The organism is [Clostridium] citroniae WAL-17108 (assembly GCF_000233455.1).
Lineage (GTDB): Bacteria > Bacillota > Clostridia > Lachnospirales > Lachnospiraceae > Enterocloster > Enterocloster citroniae.
Window position 1 is genome coordinate 1,611,676 of the sequence record NZ_JH376420.1, and the last position, 21,136, is coordinate 1,632,811.

General features: G+C 46.7%; 24 protein-coding genes, 1 tRNA gene and 1 pseudogene. 11 read left to right on the plus strand and 15 right to left on the minus strand.

Going from position 1 to position 21,136, the window contains the following annotated elements:
• The 5 genes and pseudogenes from HMPREF9469_RS34050 to HMPREF9469_RS07305 form a co-directional block, all read left to right on the plus strand.
• Positions 1-248, plus strand: a pseudogene (locus HMPREF9469_RS34050) (hypothetical protein); the annotation flags it as partial.
• Between the two features lie 417 nt (positions 249-665).
• On the plus strand, positions 666-1,175 hold the full coding sequence (locus HMPREF9469_RS07295; protein WP_007860552.1) for an N-acetylmuramoyl-L-alanine amidase family protein: 510 nt from the start codon (positions 666-668) through the stop codon (positions 1,173-1,175).
• Between the two features lie 318 nt (positions 1,176-1,493).
• Complete coding sequence (locus tag HMPREF9469_RS07300) at positions 1,494-1,748, plus strand: hypothetical protein (protein ID WP_007860554.1); 255 nt, start codon at positions 1,494-1,496, stop codon at positions 1,746-1,748.
• Positions 1,749-2,057: 309 nt separating this feature from the next.
• Positions 2,058-2,201: a hypothetical protein gene (locus HMPREF9469_RS32370; protein WP_166436571.1), complete on the plus strand. Its 144-nt coding sequence runs from the start codon at positions 2,058-2,060 to the stop codon at positions 2,199-2,201.
• Between the two features lie 218 nt (positions 2,202-2,419).
• Positions 2,420-2,492 (plus strand) — tRNA-Val (locus HMPREF9469_RS07305).
• 205 nt (positions 2,493-2,697) lie between these two features.
• Here HMPREF9469_RS07305 and HMPREF9469_RS07310 read toward each other — a convergent pair.
• The 4 genes from HMPREF9469_RS07310 to HMPREF9469_RS07325 all read right to left on the minus strand — a co-directional run bounded on the left by HMPREF9469_RS07310 (position 2,698) and on the right by HMPREF9469_RS07325 (position 5,141).
• Positions 2,698-2,940 (minus strand): hypothetical protein, encoded by a 243-nt coding sequence (locus tag HMPREF9469_RS07310; RefSeq protein ID WP_007860562.1) that lies wholly within the window; start codon positions 2,938-2,940, stop codon positions 2,698-2,700.
• Positions 2,941-3,477: 537 nt separating this feature from the next.
• Entirely contained in the window at positions 3,478-3,660 is a 183-nt protein-coding gene (locus HMPREF9469_RS07315) for a hypothetical protein (RefSeq protein WP_007860566.1), read from the minus strand.
• A 201-nt stretch (positions 3,661-3,861) separates the two neighbouring features.
• Positions 3,862-4,881, minus strand: a complete 1,020-nt coding sequence (locus HMPREF9469_RS07320; protein WP_007860569.1) for a hypothetical protein — start codon at positions 4,879-4,881, stop codon at positions 3,862-3,864.
• Between the two features lie 59 nt (positions 4,882-4,940).
• Entirely contained in the window at positions 4,941-5,141 is a 201-nt protein-coding gene (locus tag HMPREF9469_RS07325) for a hypothetical protein (RefSeq protein ID WP_007860571.1), read from the minus strand.
• Positions 5,142-5,375: 234 nt separating this feature from the next.
• On the opposite strand from HMPREF9469_RS07325, the gene HMPREF9469_RS07330 reads away from it, so the two are divergent.
• The 4 genes from HMPREF9469_RS07330 to HMPREF9469_RS07345 all read left to right on the plus strand — a co-directional run bounded on the left by HMPREF9469_RS07330 (position 5,376) and on the right by HMPREF9469_RS07345 (position 7,910).
• The gene (locus tag HMPREF9469_RS07330; RefSeq protein WP_007860573.1) at positions 5,376-5,714 is read left to right on the plus strand and encodes a helix-turn-helix domain-containing protein; all 339 of its coding nucleotides are present in this window, start codon (positions 5,376-5,378) and stop codon (positions 5,712-5,714) included.
• Between the two features lie 13 nt (positions 5,715-5,727).
• Positions 5,728-6,420 carry an ImmA/IrrE family metallo-endopeptidase gene (locus HMPREF9469_RS07335; RefSeq protein WP_007860575.1) on the plus strand — a complete coding sequence of 231 codons (693 nt, stop codon included), beginning with the start codon at positions 5,728-5,730 and terminating at the stop codon, positions 6,418-6,420.
• An 82-nt stretch (positions 6,421-6,502) separates the two neighbouring features.
• On the plus strand, positions 6,503-7,138 hold the full coding sequence (locus HMPREF9469_RS07340; protein ID WP_007860582.1) for a superoxide dismutase: 636 nt from the start codon (positions 6,503-6,505) through the stop codon (positions 7,136-7,138).
• Positions 7,139-7,568: 430 nt separating this feature from the next.
• On the plus strand, positions 7,569-7,910 hold the full coding sequence (locus HMPREF9469_RS07345; protein ID WP_007860583.1) for a sporulation initiation factor Spo0A C-terminal domain-containing protein: 342 nt from the start codon (positions 7,569-7,571) through the stop codon (positions 7,908-7,910).
• Positions 7,911-8,472: 562 nt separating this feature from the next.
• Here the strand turns inward: HMPREF9469_RS07345 and HMPREF9469_RS07350 are convergent.
• The 7 genes from HMPREF9469_RS07350 to HMPREF9469_RS07380 form a co-directional block, all read right to left on the minus strand.
• Entirely contained in the window at positions 8,473-9,384 is a 912-nt protein-coding gene (locus tag HMPREF9469_RS07350) for an AEC family transporter (protein ID WP_007860584.1), read from the minus strand.
• 293 nt (positions 9,385-9,677) lie between these two features.
• A complete protein-coding gene (locus HMPREF9469_RS07355; RefSeq protein WP_007860585.1) occupies positions 9,678-10,985 on the minus strand; it encodes a TRAP transporter large permease in 1,308 nt (435 codons plus the stop codon).
• 3 nt (positions 10,986-10,988) lie between these two features.
• Positions 10,989-11,486, minus strand: coding sequence for a TRAP transporter small permease (locus tag HMPREF9469_RS07360; protein ID WP_007860586.1), 498 nt, complete (start codon positions 11,484-11,486; stop codon positions 10,989-10,991).
• A 1-nt stretch (position 11,487) separates the two neighbouring features.
• A complete protein-coding gene (locus HMPREF9469_RS07365; RefSeq protein WP_040415145.1) occupies positions 11,488-12,513 on the minus strand; it encodes a TRAP transporter substrate-binding protein in 1,026 nt (341 codons plus the stop codon).
• Positions 12,514-12,750: 237 nt separating this feature from the next.
• Positions 12,751-13,698, minus strand: coding sequence for a response regulator transcription factor (locus tag HMPREF9469_RS07370; protein ID WP_040415701.1), 948 nt, complete (start codon positions 13,696-13,698; stop codon positions 12,751-12,753).
• A 17-nt stretch (positions 13,699-13,715) separates the two neighbouring features.
• Positions 13,716-15,188, minus strand: a complete 1,473-nt coding sequence (locus tag HMPREF9469_RS07375) for a sensor histidine kinase (protein ID WP_007860591.1) — start codon at positions 15,186-15,188, stop codon at positions 13,716-13,718.
• A gap of 202 nt (positions 15,189-15,390) precedes the next feature.
• On the minus strand, positions 15,391-15,609 hold the full coding sequence (locus HMPREF9469_RS07380) for a helix-turn-helix domain-containing protein (RefSeq protein ID WP_007860593.1): 219 nt from the start codon (positions 15,607-15,609) through the stop codon (positions 15,391-15,393).
• Positions 15,610-15,788: 179 nt separating this feature from the next.
• On the opposite strand from HMPREF9469_RS07380, the gene HMPREF9469_RS07385 reads away from it, so the two are divergent.
• Positions 15,789-16,013, plus strand: a complete 225-nt coding sequence (locus HMPREF9469_RS07385) for a hypothetical protein (RefSeq protein WP_007860594.1) — start codon at positions 15,789-15,791, stop codon at positions 16,011-16,013.
• Positions 16,014-16,144: 131 nt separating this feature from the next.
• Here the strand turns inward: HMPREF9469_RS07385 and HMPREF9469_RS07390 are convergent, their stop codons facing one another.
• From HMPREF9469_RS07390 to kduI, 3 genes are all read right to left on the minus strand, one after another.
• On the minus strand, positions 16,145-16,852 hold the full coding sequence (locus HMPREF9469_RS07390) for a GntR family transcriptional regulator (RefSeq protein ID WP_007860598.1): 708 nt from the start codon (positions 16,850-16,852) through the stop codon (positions 16,145-16,147).
• 96 nt (positions 16,853-16,948) lie between these two features.
• Positions 16,949-17,755, minus strand: coding sequence for a gluconate 5-dehydrogenase (locus HMPREF9469_RS07395; RefSeq protein ID WP_007860599.1), 807 nt, complete (start codon positions 17,753-17,755; stop codon positions 16,949-16,951).
• 77 nt (positions 17,756-17,832) lie between these two features.
• Positions 17,833-18,675 carry a 5-dehydro-4-deoxy-D-glucuronate isomerase gene (gene kduI / locus HMPREF9469_RS07400; RefSeq protein ID WP_007860601.1) on the minus strand — a complete coding sequence of 281 codons (843 nt, stop codon included), beginning with the start codon at positions 18,673-18,675 and terminating at the stop codon, positions 17,833-17,835.
• A 235-nt stretch (positions 18,676-18,910) separates the two neighbouring features.
• On the opposite strand from kduI, the gene HMPREF9469_RS07405 reads away from it, so the two are divergent.
• A complete protein-coding gene (locus HMPREF9469_RS07405) occupies positions 18,911-20,146 on the plus strand; it encodes a 6-phosphofructokinase (protein ID WP_007860602.1) in 1,236 nt (411 codons plus the stop codon).
• A gap of 107 nt (positions 20,147-20,253) precedes the next feature.
• Here HMPREF9469_RS07405 and HMPREF9469_RS07410 read toward each other — a convergent pair whose 3' ends face one another.
• Positions 20,254-21,096 (minus strand): SDR family oxidoreductase, encoded by an 843-nt coding sequence (locus HMPREF9469_RS07410; RefSeq protein WP_007860604.1) that lies wholly within the window; start codon positions 21,094-21,096, stop codon positions 20,254-20,256.
• Between the last annotated feature and the right edge of the window lie 40 nt (positions 21,097-21,136).

A 21,136-nucleotide genomic window follows, 5' to 3' on the forward strand; every position in this document is an offset into this window, starting at 1 on the left:
AAAAGAACCAATGAATATAATACGTTACTATACCGTCCAAAAGGACAGTTCATTCGCTGATTTAGTATGATAATAAAATTAAAACTTAATGATGAATCACATAAATAACGAAAAAAGAAGACAGTCTTAATGGGCATAGCCCATATGAACTCTCTCTTTTACTCTTGGACAATAAGCTTCACAAAGCAATCGGATTAAAGGCAATCGCACCTGATGACGTAATGCTTAGTCCAAACTTGTTAAAATAAATAGTTTAAGCACAGGCAGATTTCACTGCACCAGAATTTAGTCTTGCACAAAGGCATGTGGAATTTAGTCTCGCACACTATTTTCAGATGCCCCGTTAGCATGCAAAAAAACATCAAAACTGGGTGCTTATAGGTTCATTATAAGGCAAATGTATAAATTTGTTAAGGTACAAAGTGGAAGTTAATTCCGCAAATTTACTAGAATAGTCTACAACTGGAATTTAGTTTTTCATTTAAGTAAATATTCTGGATTAACCAAATCTGCTCGTTAAAGGTAGGGACTGGAAAAGTCGGGGGACACATTGGATACATTAAGTAAAAAGAGAACGCGGAGCCGTCCTATAAAGATATACAAAGCCTGATTTCCAAAAGTAGTTTAAACCTAAGTTTTTATAAAAAATACCAGGAGGATTTATCATGAGGAAAGTACTATTATTTATTGCATCTGCTCTTCTGTCAGCATCTATGGGAATGACAGCCTTCGCCGGAGAATGGAAACAAGATGATACTGGATGGTGGTATCAAAATGATGATGGAGGATATCCAACCAGTACCTGGCAGAACATTGACGGAAAGAACTATCTTTTCAACGATAACGGATATATGCGAACCGGATGGATAAAAACCGTCAACGGTAACTGGTATTATCTTAACCCTACCGGCGAAATTAGATATGAGGACTTGACGGAAAATAATACCACATATTATTTTGATTCAAATGGCTTCTGCACAAACCCTGACAATGAAAGCAGCATTGAAAGTGACTATCAGTCCATATTGGATCAGGAACGGCTTGAAGCTCAAAAGCGCCTTCTGGATCAAGGTTCGTCAAACGGGAATGCTTATGAGGAAAACATAGTATATGAACGGGATGCATCACCACAGCCTTTAAAAAACAGGTTTCCTTTAGCTGATACGCAGCTTTAAAAATAATTATAAAAATCATTGCGGTTAAACTGTTTGGAAACTGGATGAATATCGCACTAAAGAAATGGAAAACCAAGCATACTGAATCTGCCGCTTAAACAGAACATCCCCTCTGATGCCAGTACAAGGCTCAGAGGGGAAAATTAAGAAAACATATAATACTTCTCTGGTGCTTAAGACAGGCCTATGCGCGCCTTCCCATAAGGACTTGGAATGATTTCTGAATTTTCTTGGAAAATGAATCCTGTTGTCCCCCATCTGCACCAATTCCCCCACAGGACATATATTAATACCAAATACACCCAGGGAGGTATCCCAATGCCCGGAGGATGGGAATACCAGCCATACATTACCACCTATGACTCTTTTATTTTTTATAATGCCATTGGAACCCATGATGACTACTTTTATCATCCCATTGCGGTGGCAAAACAGATTGTCAATGGAACCAATTATCGATTCATGACCATTGCTGAGCCAAAAGAAACAGGTCTTACGCCGCATTTTGCCATTGTGGAGATTTATCAGCCGCTAAACGGTAAGGCATATGCCACCAGTATCACACCGTTGTAATAAAAGCCCCGTCCTGGAACGGGGTTTTCTTTTATTTTGCACGCTTCTCTTCCTCTGCAGCTTTTTGATCCGTCACCATGCTTTTAAAAGTCTCAACTTGAAAGGGATTGAAATCGCAAAAATCACACATGCTAAGACAAAAACACACCGGATAGGTAAGCATTTGCAAACAACCTGTAATCGGGCCTTTGCGATTGCCCCCGTAAGCCGGGCCTGTGTTATTCTTATTGTGTTATGTGCAGTAAAATGATAAAGTAGAAATATACATGAGAGCAGACAAAAATCATTACCATGGAGGAGGGATCAAGTGTGAAATTTATTGCCAAATGTCTGATTGCTGTTTTAGCCATTGTCCTGGCACTTGCTGTTTATGATACGGTTTTTAACGGCCTCCTCAAAGGAGACGGCTACCGCCCGGTTACTGAGCAGATGAGAGAAATCAGCAAGGACTAGGAATTTCCTCTTATTTCCTTCACAAACTTCTTACAAACCGTTCATATTTTGTCTATGGATTGCTCATATTTGCCGGATATACTATGTCTTGTAAACAAATATTGCTTATAAGATTTTTTTCATAATACTCAGCCGGCAGAAGAGATTCTGACCGGCTCCTCCCTTTTTATAGGGATTGTCTTGCCAATTCACTGCGATCTGTGTTATAATCGCCCTATGGAGACATAGCTCAGCTGGGAGAGCATCTGCTTGACGTGTAGAGGGTCGCAGGTTCGAGTCCTGTTGTCTCCACTGGTTAAAGTGTGCTGGAACCCTTGATATTACAAGGTTTTTAGCACTTTTTTTATTTTATACCATCTGGATTTTTGAAGACAATTGAAGACAATTTTTATTTGTCGTCAATATAGGCTTCTGAATCTGGCTTAACATAATCCACCACATTTCCAGTACTATCTTCTATTCAGGCGAAAATCTGACAATTGTGCCACCCAATGATTTATATATTTGTTTTATATTTGACCGCAGCCACATTCTCTCCGTCCGGTGTTTTGTAACCCAGATTAAAGCCGCTAAAAGACAGGCTGCTTTTATCGTCCACGCTGGACACCTTTGCATTGACCCATACTCTTACTTTTGTTTTGCTGCCAAGATCCGTATTCAGCACAATGCAGTTGTCATCCCTGTCTGTATTTGTAAACAGCAGATCAAACTTAAATTTTGCATCATAGCCTCTGAACACAAGGCTCCCCTCTCCTTTTTCAAAGCGCAGGCTGGTATCAATACTTATGTTTCCGCCCTGTTCCCCGATGTTGTTGGAGATTATGAGTTCTTCATGTTCTGAGTTAATATATACAATCTGTACATCCCCCTTACTGACTTAAGTTCTCCGCTCAGATTCACCCATGTATCTTCTGAGGTGACAGACGGACTGCTGCAAGCCGAAATTGATATTATGAGTATGGATACCCCCAACATCACACCAATACGCTTCATATCCAAATTCCTCCCCATTCATATGAATCATTTCAAATCCCATACCGGTCAGGTACTCTTATATAAGGATACATCTGCTAACTAGAATACAGGTTCATAAAGGATGGAATTATTAAATATCGTTGAATGGGTACGATTTCTCCTTTAGAAAAAAGCCGGCCCGCAGCACATCTGCTGCAGGCCGGCTTAAAAAGGGGAGGATAAGTATTAAGAAAATTCTTAACACTCTCATTATTGCCTTTTTTTTCTTTGATATACATTCATGGGACAAATTTTAAAAAAATTATTGTAATGGCCCATTTTCCAGTGCAACCAAAATTAAGGCTATATCCAGATTAACAGCCGCGGTCTCGTTATCTATGAACTCCACTTGTCTGAATCTCACGCGGTCAGGAATCATTTCCATTGCCGCAAACATATCTTCAGCAGCTTTTATGGATTGATAGACAACATACGGTTCTCTCATCTCAAGTCCCTCTTACTAAACATCACTGATCTACCAGGCTCAATTTCAATTGTGATTTCTTTTTATCTGTACTCTAAAAGATAAAGACAATACCCTTCTATTTTAGTTTATCACCCTCCGAAAATCAATCCACTTTTTGTGTACGTTAGCATATAGTATCTGTATGATTACCTATTTCTTACAAACACAAAGTCACACACCTCAGTATTGAAAATCCGGCCACATGACTCCATCTCCGCTGTTTCGTTTCTGCGCTCCTTCCACTGTACTGAAAGATGCAATGGGATGATCCGGTGTCACGTACAGGATTCCCTCCTTCGTTAAAAGCGTAAGATAGACTTCATAGCGTATTCCGTCTTTTCTGTTGGTATACTCTGACAGATCCGCCGTATATCCGATGGAAGACTGCCCTCCTTCAGCCAGCTTCCTGGCGGGGAGGGTATCCCCCTGGGGGATCTTTATAATGGGCCCCGCGGTCCTGCCCGAAACGCTTCCTCCCCCTTCTACGCTGTAACTTGAACTGGAGCTAAAGCTGCCCGAGCGATTGCCCGAACCGCGGTCGGAAGGCGACAGTTCTACGGTCCCGGTGTCCCTGATGATCAACTCCACTCTCTCAATATCATCCTCATCCAGGGGCATGGATTCATTTGCCGGAGAAATCCAGGCATAAAGCAGATTACGGTCCCCGGAAGATTCTGAGTCCAAGCTCCAGTTCGTTTCCACCCTGCGGGTAAACAATTCACCTGTATACATCTCGTCCAGTGATTCCTGTCTGATCCCCTCTGAAGATTTTAGAACAAAAGCGGGTTTAATGGATTCAGCCATATCAACAAGCAGCACCGCCCGATCATAATCATCTGCTTCCTGCTGATAGACCTGTCCTCCAACAATTATACTGGCCACCAGAGTCTCTCCGCTTTTTCTTTCCTTAGGCACTGCCATCATGGTCACTGCCATCTTTTTATCCTGCAGTTTTACATCTATCGATGTCTCAGAAAACAAACTCTGCCCTTCTCTTATCAAAGTCTCCAGTTTATTACTGCTCTCATAAAGAGATGTCCTTACGTTTTCCAGATCATTATGTATATTGACTTCCCGATTGTTATATTCCTGTCTCAGAGACTCTAATTCTCTCTTTATCCCTCTGACCTGAACATGATTCACTGCCAGCATAACAGCACAAAAAATAATAACGGCATTCTTTAATTTATTTTGGTTCATAGCATCCCCCTTTTCTGATCGATTTTTAACATTGGTACTTAATTCTCTCTTTCAGGATATCACATGTCAGAAAAGAAGTCATCCTTCCCGATGGCCGATTGGACCACCTCGCGCCAGGATATGCTTTTAGCCCTGCCAAGGCAGCGGCAGCATACATCCTGAAAACCTGCCCCTGAAAAGATCTGTGCCGTCTCACTGGTCGCTTTGACATAACCTGCCGGTGTCTCTCCCCCACATATGTCACAATAATGTTTTTCCATGATAATCTCCTTTCTGATATTGACACCAGGATCCGTAGGTGGTATAGTTTTTATATCGAACGTGTGTTCTATCTTTATCCTTTATATGGTGTCACATTTCGTGTCTGCTTATGTTATATCATCATTCACATTTCGTGTCAATATGCAGAAGTGTTTTTTCACATTACGTGTCATTATTTCTTTACAAAGGACACGCGCCGTGATAATATGCACTTATAGAAACGAGGTGTGAACATGGGCGAATTTTATAAGGTTTTTAAGTCACTCAGACAGGAACGTGGATATTCCCAAGCATATTTGTCAGATGTGCTGGATATCTCCCGAAGCGCAATCAGTATGTATGAAAACGGCAACCGGGAGCCTGATTTTGAGACCCTGGAGAAAATCGCTGATTTCTTCCAGGTAGATGCGGACTATCTTCTGGGGCATACAAAGGTTTCCGCTATACCGGCGGAAAAACAGACTTATGAGCCAACCTACGAAGATATACAAAGCCTGATTGCACGCAATGGAAAGAAACTCACGGTCGAACAAAAGCAGGACATCATACGGATTTTGTTGTCTGATGATTAAGGAGTGAACCGTTTTGGATCGTGGTGGGATATTGTGCAAGATTTTAGAGGTATACAAAACCTGCGGGATTGACAGCTTTCCCGTCAACAGCATTGAGGTGATCCAAACATTAGGGATTCCCTTATTTAAGTACTCAGAACTTCCATCCAGGAAGGAGCTGGAATGTCACCGGGTCAGCGATGATGCATTTAAACTCAAGGGAAGCATTTACTACAATGATACCTTCCCTCACCTTTGCCGCCAGCGTTTTACATTAATGCACGAGGTTGGCCACATACTGCTGGACCACGCCGGAGACACCATGGAGAATGATCTGGAAGCGGACTTCTTTGCAAGTAACATCCTGGCCCCCCGCATTCTGATCCACCGGCTAAAGTGTTATGATGCCGCCTTGATTCACGGAACCTTTGGCTTATCATATGCCGCCTCAAACCGTGCGTTACTGTCCTATAGGGAGTGGTTCCGTAAGATATCTTACAGCGCGGCCAGACGGCCTTCCGACACAGAACTGCAGCTGGAACATATGGTTTTCCCCAATCCATCATGCCTCAGTACCAATTCCATGAAGCCATCCGCAACCAGGTCCCGCCTTTCCCGGGATACAGAGGAATGCATTGATTTTTTTGATGAACTGCAACGCAACCGAGGGAACACTTATTGGATGGAGCGGGCTAAATCACAGTGGCTGTATGCCAATGATCTGTAACAGCCCTATCTTATTTATCGATGGCTGCAGGGTACATTTTCCATAATACGGGCATATACTAAGAAAAAACAAGGTCATAACCATGAACCAGCATTATAAATTTGTCAACACGCCGCTTCCATATTCTTACAATGCTATGGAACCCTATATTGATGAAAAGACAATGTACCTGCATCATGATAAACATCTTCAAACCTATATTGACAATTTAAACAATGCCCTGAGTCAATACCCGGAATTTCAAACCTGGACCCTGGAACAGCTGCTAGTCAATGTCCCAAGCCTTCCAACAGATCTTCAGACTGCTGTCACAAACAATGGAGGCGGTGTATTCAACCACCAATTTTACTTTTCTAACCTTACAAATCCTGCGCCTTCTCAACCCGTGGGTTTGCTTGCTGAATCCATCAACATGGAATTCGGGAGTTTTCAGGACTTTCAAAATCAGTTCAAAACCGCCGCCCTCTCTGTATTTGGTTCAGGCTACGCCTGGCTGGTTGTAAATGCAGTTGGACAGCTTGCTATCATAACAACAAAAAACCAAGACACCCCTCTGCCCTTGGGGATGTGCCCTGTGCTTAATCTGGATGTCTGGGAACACGCCTACTATTTAAAACATTATAATTTGCGTGGGGATTATATTGATGATTGGTTCCACGTAGTAAATTGGAAGAATGCAAACAGCAGCTACAGAAGATGCTTTGGCATGGAGCCTTAACCTTGTCCATGTATCATTAACACTGTTATGTATTATTGACACTATATATGTATCATTAATCCCTGTATAAGATCCAGCCCCGTCACTGCAGAGGCGCGGGCGCCAATCGCGGCTGGACCGGTTTTCCGGTCCTCCCTTTATTTTTTTCTTTTTGTGTGCCTGAACATCCTTTCCCACAGCATATTTGAATACGCCTTCTTCTGTTTTTTGTTCAGCATATTTGAACGCGCCTTTTTTCGTTCTTCCCTGATTTGTCGTCTTGTCCTGTCCCCTGATACGCAGGCACTTTTTTACATATACCAATTCCCCGCCTAATCGCTCGACATTTTTCGTCATAATATATCGATTTTTGTTGTCGTCTCTCCGCTTGATAATCCCCCTCCCAGCGTATAACTTTACAGTGGTAACAATACATTAGGAGGATTAGAATATGAAGTACGAAAGAGAAACCTGTAATTTACTGCGGCGTCTGGGTGTCAATAATTCTTACAAGGGATTCCGCTATACCGCCTACGGCGTTGGACGGGCCATCCATGATCCTGAACTGCTCACTTACATCTCAAAAGGATTATATGTAGATATCGCCAGCCGATTCCAAACATCTATTGGGTGTGTTGAAAGGGATATCCGGACCATAGTGAAAACGATATGGGAACATGGCGACAAAATGCTTTTATATGAAGTTTTTGGCTTTGAGACAGAACAGAAACCACGAAACGGTGCTTTTATTGATGCAGTAGCTCATTATGTAGTAGAACATTATTACGATTAACCATGAAGGGCGCATTAGCAGCGCCCTTGGGTTCAATCATCTGACTTACTTGGCTCTTTCTTCATTTGTTTCTTGCATTTTCGCAAATCACATCTGGCTGCCTCTGTCCTATTTTTTCTATACCCCCTGTACTTTAGGTATCATGTCAGGAGGGAAATAACTATTCTCCGGGTAAGTATGATCATACAGAGGGCTGTCAAAATAACCCATGGCCTGTCTGTAAAAAATCCAGGCCCACCGCAACCTTGCGATGGGCCTGACTGGACGATTGAGATTGTATCCCCCAGCAGCAATCCCATGACTATTACACTAACGCTTCAGCTCAAGAGTAAATCACAAATAAGCCGCAGCCTCCCAGGTTGATGGACCGACAAAAAAACAGAAACCAGCATAGCACCAAACCCACAAAAAATCAGCCCCGGCACGTCACTCGCGCTGAAGCTGATTTAAAAAGGGGAGGATAAGTATTAATTACTTTATCTTTCAGGTATACTCATATTATCACCCGATCCAATTAGAATATACACTCCCCATAAAATTTTTTGCAAACAATAAAAAACAGCTATAATATCATCAGCAGCGTTCCGGTGATCAAAACCACACTGATAATGATGGAGAGTGAATTCACCGCACTGGACAGGCCTATATCCCCCTTTAGTTCTGCTGTGTAGGCGGGAGAAGAGGAGGCAATGGGGCTTAATGCCAAGATGGTCAGCGCCTGCCTGTATTCCAGCGCAAAAGGCAGCAGAAAATAAAATGCCAATGCCAGGGCTATGGATATGGAATACCGTATTCCCAATATCTTCACGATCCGCCCCAGCTGGCTTCTGTCCCCTGTCATCTTAAATCCCACACCCAGCATCAACATTGCCATAAAGGCATTTGCATTGGCAATGATCCCGGTAAAAGACACCACCGGGGACGGCAGTGAAAGGTGGAGCAGTGAAAGAATTGTCATCAGCAGATACGCGTCAAAAGGAACGGATGTGAGAAGGGATTTTATGACCGGCCTGATACTGAATCCGCTTTTGCCTCCCTTTGCCATGGATGCAATGCTGTAGGAACCGCCCAGGCAAACCAGGGCATTACCGGAATCAAACAGACTGGTTGCCACCACTCCCAATGGCCCCAGGAATCCCTGCGCAAAAGGCAGAGTGAAATTCCCTATATTGTATCCGGACATATTTATTATATGAAACGCTCTTTCCTCTCCGCTTTTCCCAATGCTTATGAGAAACGCCATGGTCACAAAGATCACGCCGCCGCCCAGTCCCAGCAGGCTTAGAAGAAGCATGGAGGGCTTCATATCAATCCCTGAAAAATTTGAAATGATCGCAGCGGGAAGCGTGATCTTTAATACAATTTTTGACAATACATAAAAATCTTCTTCCTTAAAAAAACCCCTGCGCCTCAGCACATAACCCACCACGATTATGGCCACAAAAGACGCTGCCTTTATCAGTATTTCCGTCATTTTCCTATCCTCATCTGTCTGAATATTGAAACATACGTTATGTACTATAACAGAATTCAGCCCGGACTACAACCTGTTTTCCCTAACATTTTCACCTGGGCTCTAATCCTTCCCTCACTTATGAGGGGCGGGGTGGATATGCTACAAGAAAACTGCCGCTGCCACTGCACACAATGTATGCATAAACCGCGGCAGCGGCACTCTCCATTCCCTCATCTATAAGATCTTTCCATCTATAAAGATCCTGTCATCTGCACAATTTCTACCTCTTGCATATTACACCGGCTCACCCATTACACGTATCCCAGCAGCCCCGGAAGCCACATGGACAGGATAGGTACATAGGATACAAGCAACAGCACCACAAAGATGGCTGCAAAATAAAGGAGCAGCGGCTTTATTACATTCTCAATCTTTGTCTTTCCAACCTTAACGCCTACAAACAGCGTGGTCCCCACCGGAGGTGTGATTGTACCGATACAAAGGTTAAATATCATCATAATACCAAAGTGTACGGTGTTCATCCCCAATGCCTGACAGATGGGCAGGAAGATGGGCGTGAAGATCAGGCAGGCAGGAGTCATGTCCATGAAAGTGCCGATGATCAACAGCAGGATATTGATGATAAACAGGATCACATACCTGTTATCACTGATCCCAAGCATGGCCTCGGACACTGCGCTTGGTATGCCGGTAAATGCCATAACCCAGCTCATGATGCTGGACACACCGATCAGGAAAATGATAATACCTGTCATCTCCGCACTGTCCAGAAAAATCTTTGGCAGTTCAGACAGCTTGATGGATTTATAAAAAAACAGGGACAGGATCAGGCTGTACACAACTGCCACCACGCTTCCCTCGGTTGCGGTAAAGATACCGCTGATAATACCGCCTATCACGATCACGATCATCAAAAGGCAGGGAATAGCCTGGAAAAATACCTTTACCTTTTCACTGGAACTGTATTTAATAGTGCTGCGGTACCCTTTTTTCTTTGCAAAATAAAAGATAACCGCCATACATGCCAATCCCCAAAGGATTCCCGGAATATATCCCGCCATAAACAGAGCCGCCACAGAGGTACCTCCGCTGACCAGTGAATACGTGATCATTACATTGCTGGGAGGGATCAGAAGACCGGTGGGCGCCGTGGCTATATTGGCCGCCGCGGAGAAGTCCCTGTCATATCCCTCCTCCTCCTCGATAGGCCCGATAATGGAGCCCATGGCAGATGCCGCCGCTGTACCGGAACCGGAAATAGCTCCAAAAAGCATATTGGCAACCGCATTGGTATGTGCCAGTGCGCCGGGGATACTGCCGGTGAAAAGTTTTGCAAAATTAATGAGACGGATGGCGATCCCGCCCTTGTTCATGATATTTCCGGCCAGGATAAAAAATGGAATGGCTAAAAGGCTGAACACGGAAATACCGGAAAATATCCGCTGTGCGCCCGTAAGCACGGCCGCCCCTGTATTCAGGACAGGGAGGATCGCACAAATGGATGACACTGCCAGGGCAACCGCAATGGGAACGCCGGCTAAAAGCATTACAACTAAAAGTACCAGAATGATCAGTCCGCAAACTACTGCTATATTCATCTCTTACGCCTCCTCCTTTCCGCTAAAGTCCCTGTGCATCATATCCGCCGCGTTCATCAGGCTGAACAGCATGATGAGCAGGCCGGTCACAGGCACGATCACATAGATGTAACCCATGGGTACACGAAGAGACGCCGTGGTCTGGATCATGGTCAGCTTTGTAATGGAAATACCTCCATACACCATTACAACACCGGCAAATGCAAAGGTGAGCAGATCAATGGCAATCTCAAGACATTTCCTTGCCGGACCAGTGATCTTATCTGCCAGGAATCCCATGCGCATATGGTCCCTTTTTCCAAATACATAAGCGGAGGCAAGCAAAGCCATCCAGGTAAAGGAATAAGTTAAAAGCTCCTCTGAAACAGTGCTGGGGCGGTTAAAGAAATATCTGGTTACGATCTGATAGGTGCCGATCACGGTCATCATGGCAAACAGGCATATGATTACAATACCCAGGATCCGCATAATACCGGCTCTTACTTTATGCATGCCTTCCATCCTACTGTCCTCCCTTTGCTTTTTCATTTGCTTCCTGAATGTGCTGATACAGGTCTACGATCTTTGGATTTTCCTTTTGCATGGTCTCATGGAGAGGAAGGACCTTCTGCTTAAACGCATCCACATCCACGTCTATGAACTCCACTCCCATGTCGTTTACGGCAATGTTCTTTGCCTCCTCAATGCTCTTATCCCACTCGTCCATTTCCACCTGGGTGGACAGGGCTGCCGCATCCTTGAATATCTCATATTCCTCAGGGCTTAAGCTTTCCAGGAATTTAAGGTTGGCTACCAGCATGTCCGGAACCATCTGATGCTTATTGTAGGCATAATACTTTGCAACCTCACCGTGCTTGTTGTTGGTAAGGGCCAGCTCATTGTTCTCAGCCCCATCGATCACTCCCTGCTGGATGGCGGTGTATACCTCACCAAATCCCATGGGAGCAGCGGCTGCGCCAAATGCATTTACCATGGCAACGCTGGCAGGGCTCTGCTGAACCCTGATCTTTTTGCCCTTTAGGTCATCCGGCGTATGGATGGGCGTTTTTGCATAAAAATTTCTGGTGCCTGCATTATACCATGTCACCACCCTGAATCCCGCCTCGTCCGTGGACTCATACACCTGTTCCATATAATCCGTATCCTGCATCACCGACTTATACACTTCCTCTGAATCAAACAGGTACGGCATACTGAAAATTTCATACACACTTGCAAATGTCTCCAGATTGGCTGTTCCAGCCACCACAAAATCAATGGCCCCTGTCTGAGTCAGCTCTATGGCCTTCTGAGCAGATCCAAGGATCTCGTTGGGGAAGATCTGAACCTCATACTTATCTCCCAGGCGTTCTTCCACATATTCCTTAAATGCCAGCAGCCCCAGATGCTCCGGATGTGTTTCCGACTGTGCATGGGAGATACGGATGATCCGCTTCCCGGATGTCACAGAGCCACAGCCCGTAAGGCCGGCAGCTACCACAGCTGCCAGCATACCTGCTGCCAGTTTCTTCATGAATTTCCTCACCATTTCCCATTCCTTTCCCTTTATACGGTAAAAATCCTTTGTTATTATTCTGGACTGAAATCCTCCATCTCATACTGCATAAAAATAACCCCTGCAGCTGTACAATCCAGAACACATTAAGGTGTTGGCGCCTTCCTTAACACTTTCTTAATTATATAGCCCGGGGCATTTTATTTGTACCGTAAAAGTTTGTCATTGGGGGAGAAGATTTTGTCATTTTCTTAACACAAGGATAAATCTTTATTCCCCGGACGGCCCGGATGGCAGGCTGTCCCTGTACTCTGAGGGAATGACCCCTGTGATCCGCTTAAACACCTTTGCAAAATAATTGGAATCATAATATCCCACCTGAAGACTTACATCCTTGACACTTGCATTCCTGTTCCTTAAAAGTTTCTTTGCCTCGCTGATACGGAAATTTGTAAGATAGGAAGTAAAATTCTGGTCAAAACACTGTTTAAACAGCTTACAGAAATAGGCATCCGAATAATTCATGACCCTGGCCGCATCCTGCATGGATATTTCCTTCATATAATTGTTCCGTATATATTCCCGCATGGTTTCCGCGGTCTGAGCCATACGACCGGCTCCGCCTTCTTCCTCCCCATGGTCCATGGGAAGGTTCTGCCCGCCGGCATGATCACCAGGCACCCCTCCGGACAACCCGACAGCGGCTCCGCCGGACGACCTGCCAACTGACGCACCTGCTGCTCCGCCTGCCACCCCGCCAGCTGACTCACCAGCTGACTCACCAGCTGCTCCCCCACCAGCCCTGCCAGCCTCCATCATCTGCTTCTGTCCCTCCCTGCGGTCAGTCAGCCGCATGGCTTCTTCCATAACAGAGACCAGTTCCTCCTCATCGCAGGGTTTTAACAGGTAGTCCAGGGCGCGGATGACAATGGCCCTCTTAGCATAGGCAAAATCATCATAGGCGGTGAGGAATATGATGATACAGTCCTCATCCATGGACCGGATCCGCTCCGCGGCCTCCACCCCATTCATCTCCGGCATGGAAATATCCATAATCACGATCTGGCTCTGTTCCCTTCCAAATACCTCCAGCGCCTCTGCTCCATTGACTGCCTCACTGATATCCAGGCTGTCCCCAAAATGCCGGTTCAGCCGTTTGGCAAGGGCCATCCGCTCAATCTGCTCATCATCAGCCAATAATATACGATACCTGCTCATGCTCTCATCCTTTCCATTCACTTAAGCGCCTCTCCCGTAAAAGCCATCTGCACTACAGTACCGCAGCCCTTCCTGCTGTACAGGAACACCTCCCCGTCCTGGTACATTCCATGGACCCTTCGGTAAATATTCCCAAGTCCTACTCCGGTGGCCTTCTCATCCCCCTGCTTCAATGCTTCCTGGATCTCCACAAGGCGTTCTTCATCGATTCCAATGCCTGTATCCGCCACCGAGATCCACAGCCTCCTTCCCCTCATCCAGGAGCGTATATGGATCCTCCCGCCCTGGCTTCCAGGTGATATACCGTGTATGATGGCATTTTCCACCAGGGGCTGAAGGGCAAAGGATGGCACCAGCACTTCCAAGGTGTCGGGCCGGCAGTCATAGCTGCAGCTAAGCCTCTGCCCAAACCGCATCCTCTGCAGATACATGTAATCCTGCACCACCTTCAGCTCACGCTCCAGAGGCATCACCGAGTCGGTGGATTTAAGATTGTAGCGGAACAAACGGCTGAGGGCGGTTATCATCTTTTCCGTGGCGCCTGCGTCCTCAATCTGGGCCGTACTGGCGATCATGTTCAGCGTGTTAAAAAGGAAGTGGGGATTGATCTGGTTTTTCAGCATCTGGAGCCGCACGGCGTCCAGCTGTTTCTCTGCCTCATGCTTTTCTGTCAGGGCAGCGATATATCCTTTGGTGGATGCTTTCATGGTACAGAAGGCCCTGACCAGACTTGCTATCTCGTCATCCCCCTCTGCCTGTATATCCGGCCCTGAGAAATCATTTTCCCCTATACGCCGTGAATCCTCGGCCAGTTCCACCACAGGACGCACAATACTGCGGCTGACCGATTGTTTTAACCACCTCAGCATCAAAAGAGCTGCCGCCCCCCAGAGAATACTGATTATGGGAACCATCACCAGCAAAGGCTGCTGCCTCTGATAACTCTCATTCCCCATCTCCACGGTCATCTGCTCCAGTCTGGCCGCGTGGGTGCCCAGATATCCCTGAACACGGTAAATGGTGTAAAGACGTTCCAGATAATCCTGATCGTCCTCATCCATCTCAAGGAACTCATCCCTTGCCCTGGCATAGTTCTCATATAGATTGGAAATGGACCAGGTTCCCGCATACCGCTCGGCCCCGATCTTACCATAATCAAACGGCAGGGACCGAAGAGCCGACACAGCCCCATTCCTAGCCGTCTCAAATTTCATCCTGTTTTCTTCATTCCCGTCATTCACCAGGGACACAAAGGCATTGCTCTCCTCCGACATAGCGGACCAGAATGACAGGGTCTGGGAATTATTCCTAAGAACCGAACTGAATTCCCGCATTCCAAATCCCGCCACCAGAATATTGGCTGCTATGGACAGAATCACCACTGCGGCTGCAGAACGTGAAATATAGCGCACCTTCTGCTCCAGGGAGCAGGATAGCCACATCCTGCCAAAGTATCCCGGACTTTTTCCTTTTCCATGCCCTGTATCCATGCCCTGCCTCCTGTCCTTACATTTTATTCAATTCCTGAAAATATTTTATACTAGTTTTCTCCTTTTTGGAAGACGCAATCCCAAAATAAACATATTATTATAAAACCGGGAACAGAAAAAATCCCCTGCATCCGCAAGTCACACGACCTGCCTGCCGGGGATAGCTATATCCATCCAACCATATCCAGTTTCAGACACCCTTCTACAGCTTCTGGTCCTGATCAGAAGCCACATATACCGCAATATCCTCTATATCACAATTCAATATCCTGCACAGGTCGTTCACTGTCTTCATGGATACGTCCTTGTTATGCTTCAGTCTGTGTAGGGTACTGTCAGACACATGGTGGCGTTTTGTCAGGGTATACCAGTTTTCTTCTGAACGTTCCAGTGTCTTCCAAAATGGCGTATAATCTATCATTCCAAACTCCTGTATTCGCGTAAGTCCCGGCGTCTTGCTGCGGCACCAGCTGACAATCCGCTTGATAGATTAAGCATAAAATAGATTTAGGATATTGAATATCTTCGCAATTACGAATATACTATAGGAGATAGGATGTATAAACTGACAAAATCAGACATTGAAAGGCAGAATCAATCATGAACTACTTTACCAAAGAACGCATTGAAAAACTGGCAGAGGATCAGGAGGTGGCCAGACGGCTTCTGGAATTTGCATCCATGGACGGAGCAGCCTTCTTTGAGGAAGTCCGCTCCCATCTCTCCCCTGAAGATCTGGAGGATTATCTAAAGGAAAATCCGGATGAAAGAAAATATTATAACAGTTCTGAACAGCGGAAAAATGGGGGCAAAAGCGGGCGTTAAGCTTGCTTATTGGTCTGTTTGCACCCATTTTCACATCGGATGGACATCTGATGCTTCTTGACCGGCTTTTCCGGTCAAGAAGATAAGCCGGCCTGAACCGTTACAAAATATTCATAAAATAAAACGGCCTGTCATATGACAAACCGTCCTTCTTCTGGTTCTTCTTCAAAATAATCTTTGTAATCCACTTCTATGGAATGGCGCATGCGCTTCATACTGTAATACAGGTGTACCTTGAGGGATTCCTCCAGCCCCTTTTCATCTCCCTGGGAGATCAGCTGAAACAATTCCTCATGTTCCCCTATGATGCGTTCAAAATCCGTCTCCGTTATAAAATCCAGCATACGGAACCTGGTGTAATGGAGCTGCTGGGCCTGAAGCATTTCCCAAAGCTTCTGGCGCTTCACTGCCCAGAACCAGATGGAGTGCATCTGCGCATCCATATGATAAAACTGTTCAGGTTCAAATCCGGGTTCCTGGGTCAAAGCCTTCTGCTGGGCAATGGCATGCCGGATGTCCTCCATGACCATGGGTGTGCGGACCTGGGTAAAATCCCTGAGTACCATGGTTTCCACCGCTACCCGCATATAGATCATCTGCTTGATATTATCCAGGCTTAAAAGAGTGACATAAGTCCCCCTGTAGGGAACGGTCTCCACAAAGCCCTGTTCCTGCAAAAGCCTGAGGGCATCCCTCACAGGAGTCCTGGACACGCCAAAGCGGTCACATATATCATTTTCACTGATCATCTGTCCAGGCTTAAGCCTCAGATCCAGGATTTCCCGCTTCAGGGTCTCAAATACAAGCTCTCCGCGGTTCTTAAAATTCTCTTCTCCCATGGTGTCACCCCCATACAGTTATCCGTCACTGATCCGATGCCTCCAGGAAATCCTGACCTGGAGGCACCTCTTTGGGGATACTTCCCCCATTTTCTATTATTTAGGCTGCTTTCCGATATATGCCAGAATACCGCCGTCCACGTATAATACCAGACCGTTCACAAAATTAGATGCCTCGGAAGCCAGGAATACAGCTGGTCCGCCCAGGTCCTCTGCCTCGCCCCAGCGGCCGGCTGGAGTCTTGGCAATAATGAACTGGTCAAATGGATGTCTGGACCCGTCAGGCTGGATCTCACGAAGAGGCGCGGTCTGAGGAGTGGCAATATAGCCGGGTCCAATGCCGTTGCACTGGATATTGTACTCGCCGTATTCGGAAGCAATGTTCTTAGTAAGCATCTTTAATCCGCCCTTGGCTGCCGCATAAGCGGAAACAGTCTCACGGCCCAGCTCACTCATCATGGAACAGATATTGATGATCTTGCCATGGCCCTTCTTGATCATGCTGGGGATAACTGCCTTTGATACAATAAATGGAGCATTGAGATCCACATCGATCACCTGTCTGAACTCGGCAGCCGACATGTCACACATGGGGATCCTCTTAATGATCCCTGCGTTATTGACCAGGATATCGATCACGCCCACTTCCTTCTCAATTACGGATACCAGTTCATTCACAGCATCTTCGTTGGTGACATCACACACATAGCCGTGTGCTTCGATTCCCTCTTCCTTGTATGCTGCCACGCCCTTGTCCACCAGCTCCTGCTTGATATCGTTAAAAACAATGGTTGCACCGGCTCCTGCCATGGCCTTTGCAATGGCAAAACCGATTCCGTAGGATGCGCCTGTAATCAGGGCAATCTTACCTTCCAGTGAAAAATTCTGTAAATATTCGTTCATTTCCTTATCCTCCTAAAACCTGTGATATGTTCTGCATCTACTCGTTCTGCATCTGCCTGATTCTTATCTGTCTGCCCCTACATCATCTGATTCGGCATCATGGTATCCATGTCATCGAACTCCATGTTCTCTCCGCCCATGGCCCAGATAAATGTATAGTTGGATGTACCGGCTCCGCTGTGGATGCTCCAGGACGGGCTGATGACAGCTTCCTCATTCTTCATGATGATATGCCTTGTCTGGGTGGGCTCTCCCATCATATGGAATACCACGTTGTCTCCCGGAACCTCAAAGTACATATAGATCTCCATACGGCGCTCATGGGTATGGGCCGGCATGGTATTCCATACACTGCCCTCTTCCAAAACCGTCATGCCCATGGACAGCTGGCAGGTCTGAAGCACATCCGGGTGGATGAACTGGTTGATCACGCGCTTATTGGCAGTCTCGGCAGCGCCGCATGGCCTCTTGGCAGCCTTCTCAATGGGGATATAGGTGGTGGTAAAAGAAGTATGGGCCGGTGCACTTACCATGTAGAACTTGGCCGGAGCAGAGGCATCCTGGCTGGAGAAGTAAACCTCCTTGGTTCCCTTGGTGATATACAGACAGTCCTTATATCCCATGTTGAATTCCTGGCCGTCAGCTACGATCTTTCCAGCGCCTCCAATATTAAAAATACCCACCTCACGGCGCTCCAGGAAGAAATGAGTGCCGAAATTCTTCCAGCAGTCAATTCCCTTATCAATGGAAACAGTCTCGGTTGTGGGCATACATCCCAATGTCACCATACGGTCCACGTGTGAATACACGGCAACCACTTCATTCTCCACATACAGGTTCCGGATCAGGAATTCATCCCTTAATTCTTCTGTGGTATAGCGCTTCACATCTCTCTGGTTTGCAGAATAACGAATATCCATTACTTAAATCCTCCTTTGGCTGCGAGGTTGTATTCCAACCTATCAACTTGTATACAACTTTTTAAATCTGTATACAGGTTAGCACATAGTCATTTCAATTTCAATTGGCATAATATACAAAATTGGATTACATTTCTATGCATGTTTACAAGAGTGGATTGCATTGTCTTTACATTTATTATATACTCATATGCGTACTTGCCTAACATCAAAGAGAATATCAAGGAGAAGCATCATGAGAAAAAACATTCTGGTTGGCCAGTCCGGAGGGCCCACTGCTGTCATTAACGCCAGTTTATACGGAGTCATCACCGAGGGAAAAGCCCATCCTGAACACATAGACACGGTTTACGGCATGGTAAACGGAATCGAGGGTTTCCTCTCAGGCCGCTGCATGGATCTTTCACAAGAGCTGACCGCGGAGGACCTTTTGCTGTTAAAGCAGACCCCGGCGGCATATCTTGGCTCCTGCCGCTATAAGCTTCCCGAGAATCTGGACGCCCCTGTTTACGGGCTTTTATTTGAAAAATTCACCTCACTGGGCATTGGCGCCTGCCTTTATATCGGCGGCAATGACTCCATGGATACAGTGGACAAGCTGTCCCGCTGTGCCCGTCTGCGCCATGAAAACGTATCATTCATTGGGGTACCTAAAACCATAGACAACGACCTTCCTGTCACGGACCACACACCGGGTTACGGCAGCGCTGCCAAATATGTGGCATCCACGGTCAGGGAAATATGCCTGGACGCCTCGGTATACCAGCAGCCCGCAGTCACTATTGTGGAGCTTATGGGCCGCCATGCCGGCTGGGTCACTGCGGCCAGCGTTCTGGCAAGAAAGCACCCTGGAGACAACCCTCTCCTTATCTATATGCCGGAAGTTCCCTTTGACATGGAACAGTTTTTGGAAAATGTAAAAAATGCCCTGGATCAGCAGCCCAATGTGGTGGTCTGCGTATCCGAAGGCATCAGGGATAAACATGGAAGATTTATTTGTGAATATGCCAATGAGGCCAGCCTGGACACCTTTGGCCACAAAATGCTCACTGGAAGCGCCAAGCTTCTTGAAAGCTATGTGCGCAATCGCTTCCATGTAAAAGTCCGTTCCGTGGAACTGAATGTAAATCAGCGGTGCAGCAGCCTGCTGGCATCTGCCGCGGATGTGCACGAAGCAGTCCTGTCCGGACGAACCGCTGTTCAACAGATGCTGGGCGGCGCCACCGGGTGCATGGTCACCTGTTCCCGCCGCCATACCCCTTCCTATGAATTGGAATACGGGCTGACGGATGTCTGCAATGTCTGCAACAAGGAAAAGGGCTTTCCGGTGGATTGGATCACCCAAAAGGGTACGGATATCGGTCCCCAATTCCTGGAGTACGCACTGCCTCTCATTGCAGGGGAACCGGAGCGGATCATGGAGCTGGGCCTTCCCAAATATCTCAGCCGTTCCAGGAAAACACCTGCCTGATGAACCTTATGTTGGGGTATTGCGGACATTTAGGAGCAGCTTAGGCGAGGGGGATCAAAGGACATTCAAGGGATGTATGACAGAACATACGTAACGGAACATGCATGTTAAACCCCTGCATTTGCCCCGAATCCCCCGTCCACAGGCAGAACCACCCCGGTGATAAAACCGGCAGCCTCGTTATTGAGAAGGAAAAGCAGGGCCCCATTGAGTTCTTCCGGCTTTCCGAACCGGCCCATAGGGGTTGCGGCCAGTACCTTGGCCGCCCTGGCTGCCGGGGCGCCGTCCTCCTCATACAAAAGCCTCTCATTCTGCCGTGTCACAAAAAACCCCGGCGCAATGGCATTGACCCGGATGCCTGCCCTGGCAAAATGCACGGCCAGCCACTGGGTAAAATTGCTGAGGGCCGCCACGGCCCCGCTGAATACCGGTATCCTGGTCAGGGGCCGCTTCGCACTGGCAGAGGAAATATTCAGGATATTGCACCCGTCCCTTCCCACCATATCCTTTGCAAACACCTGACAGGTAAGGAATGCCCCCAGGAAATTCAGATCCAGCACCTTCTGTATGCCCCCATATTCCAGATCGAAAAATGTGACCACATCCCCTTCAATGTCGCCCATCTCAAAATACTCCTTGGATGTATTGGCGCAGGCCTGGTTGCCTCCTGCTCCGTTTACCAGGATATCACAGGGGCCCAGTTCCGCCAGGACTCTGGCATGGACGCTTTCCAGCATATCCTTGTCCATTACATCCACCTCATAGGCCGAGGCGGTGCCGCCCATGTCCCGTATCTCGCCTGCAATTTTCTCAGCCGCCTCCAGATTGATATCCAACAGGGCCACTGATGCCCCTGCCCCTGCCAGAGTCCTGGCAAACATACCGCACAAAATCCCGCCCGCTCCTGTGACCACAGCCATCTTTCCGGTCAGATCCGTTCCGAATACCATACCTTTAACCTCCCTCCATTTGGTTTTGTACATGGTTTCT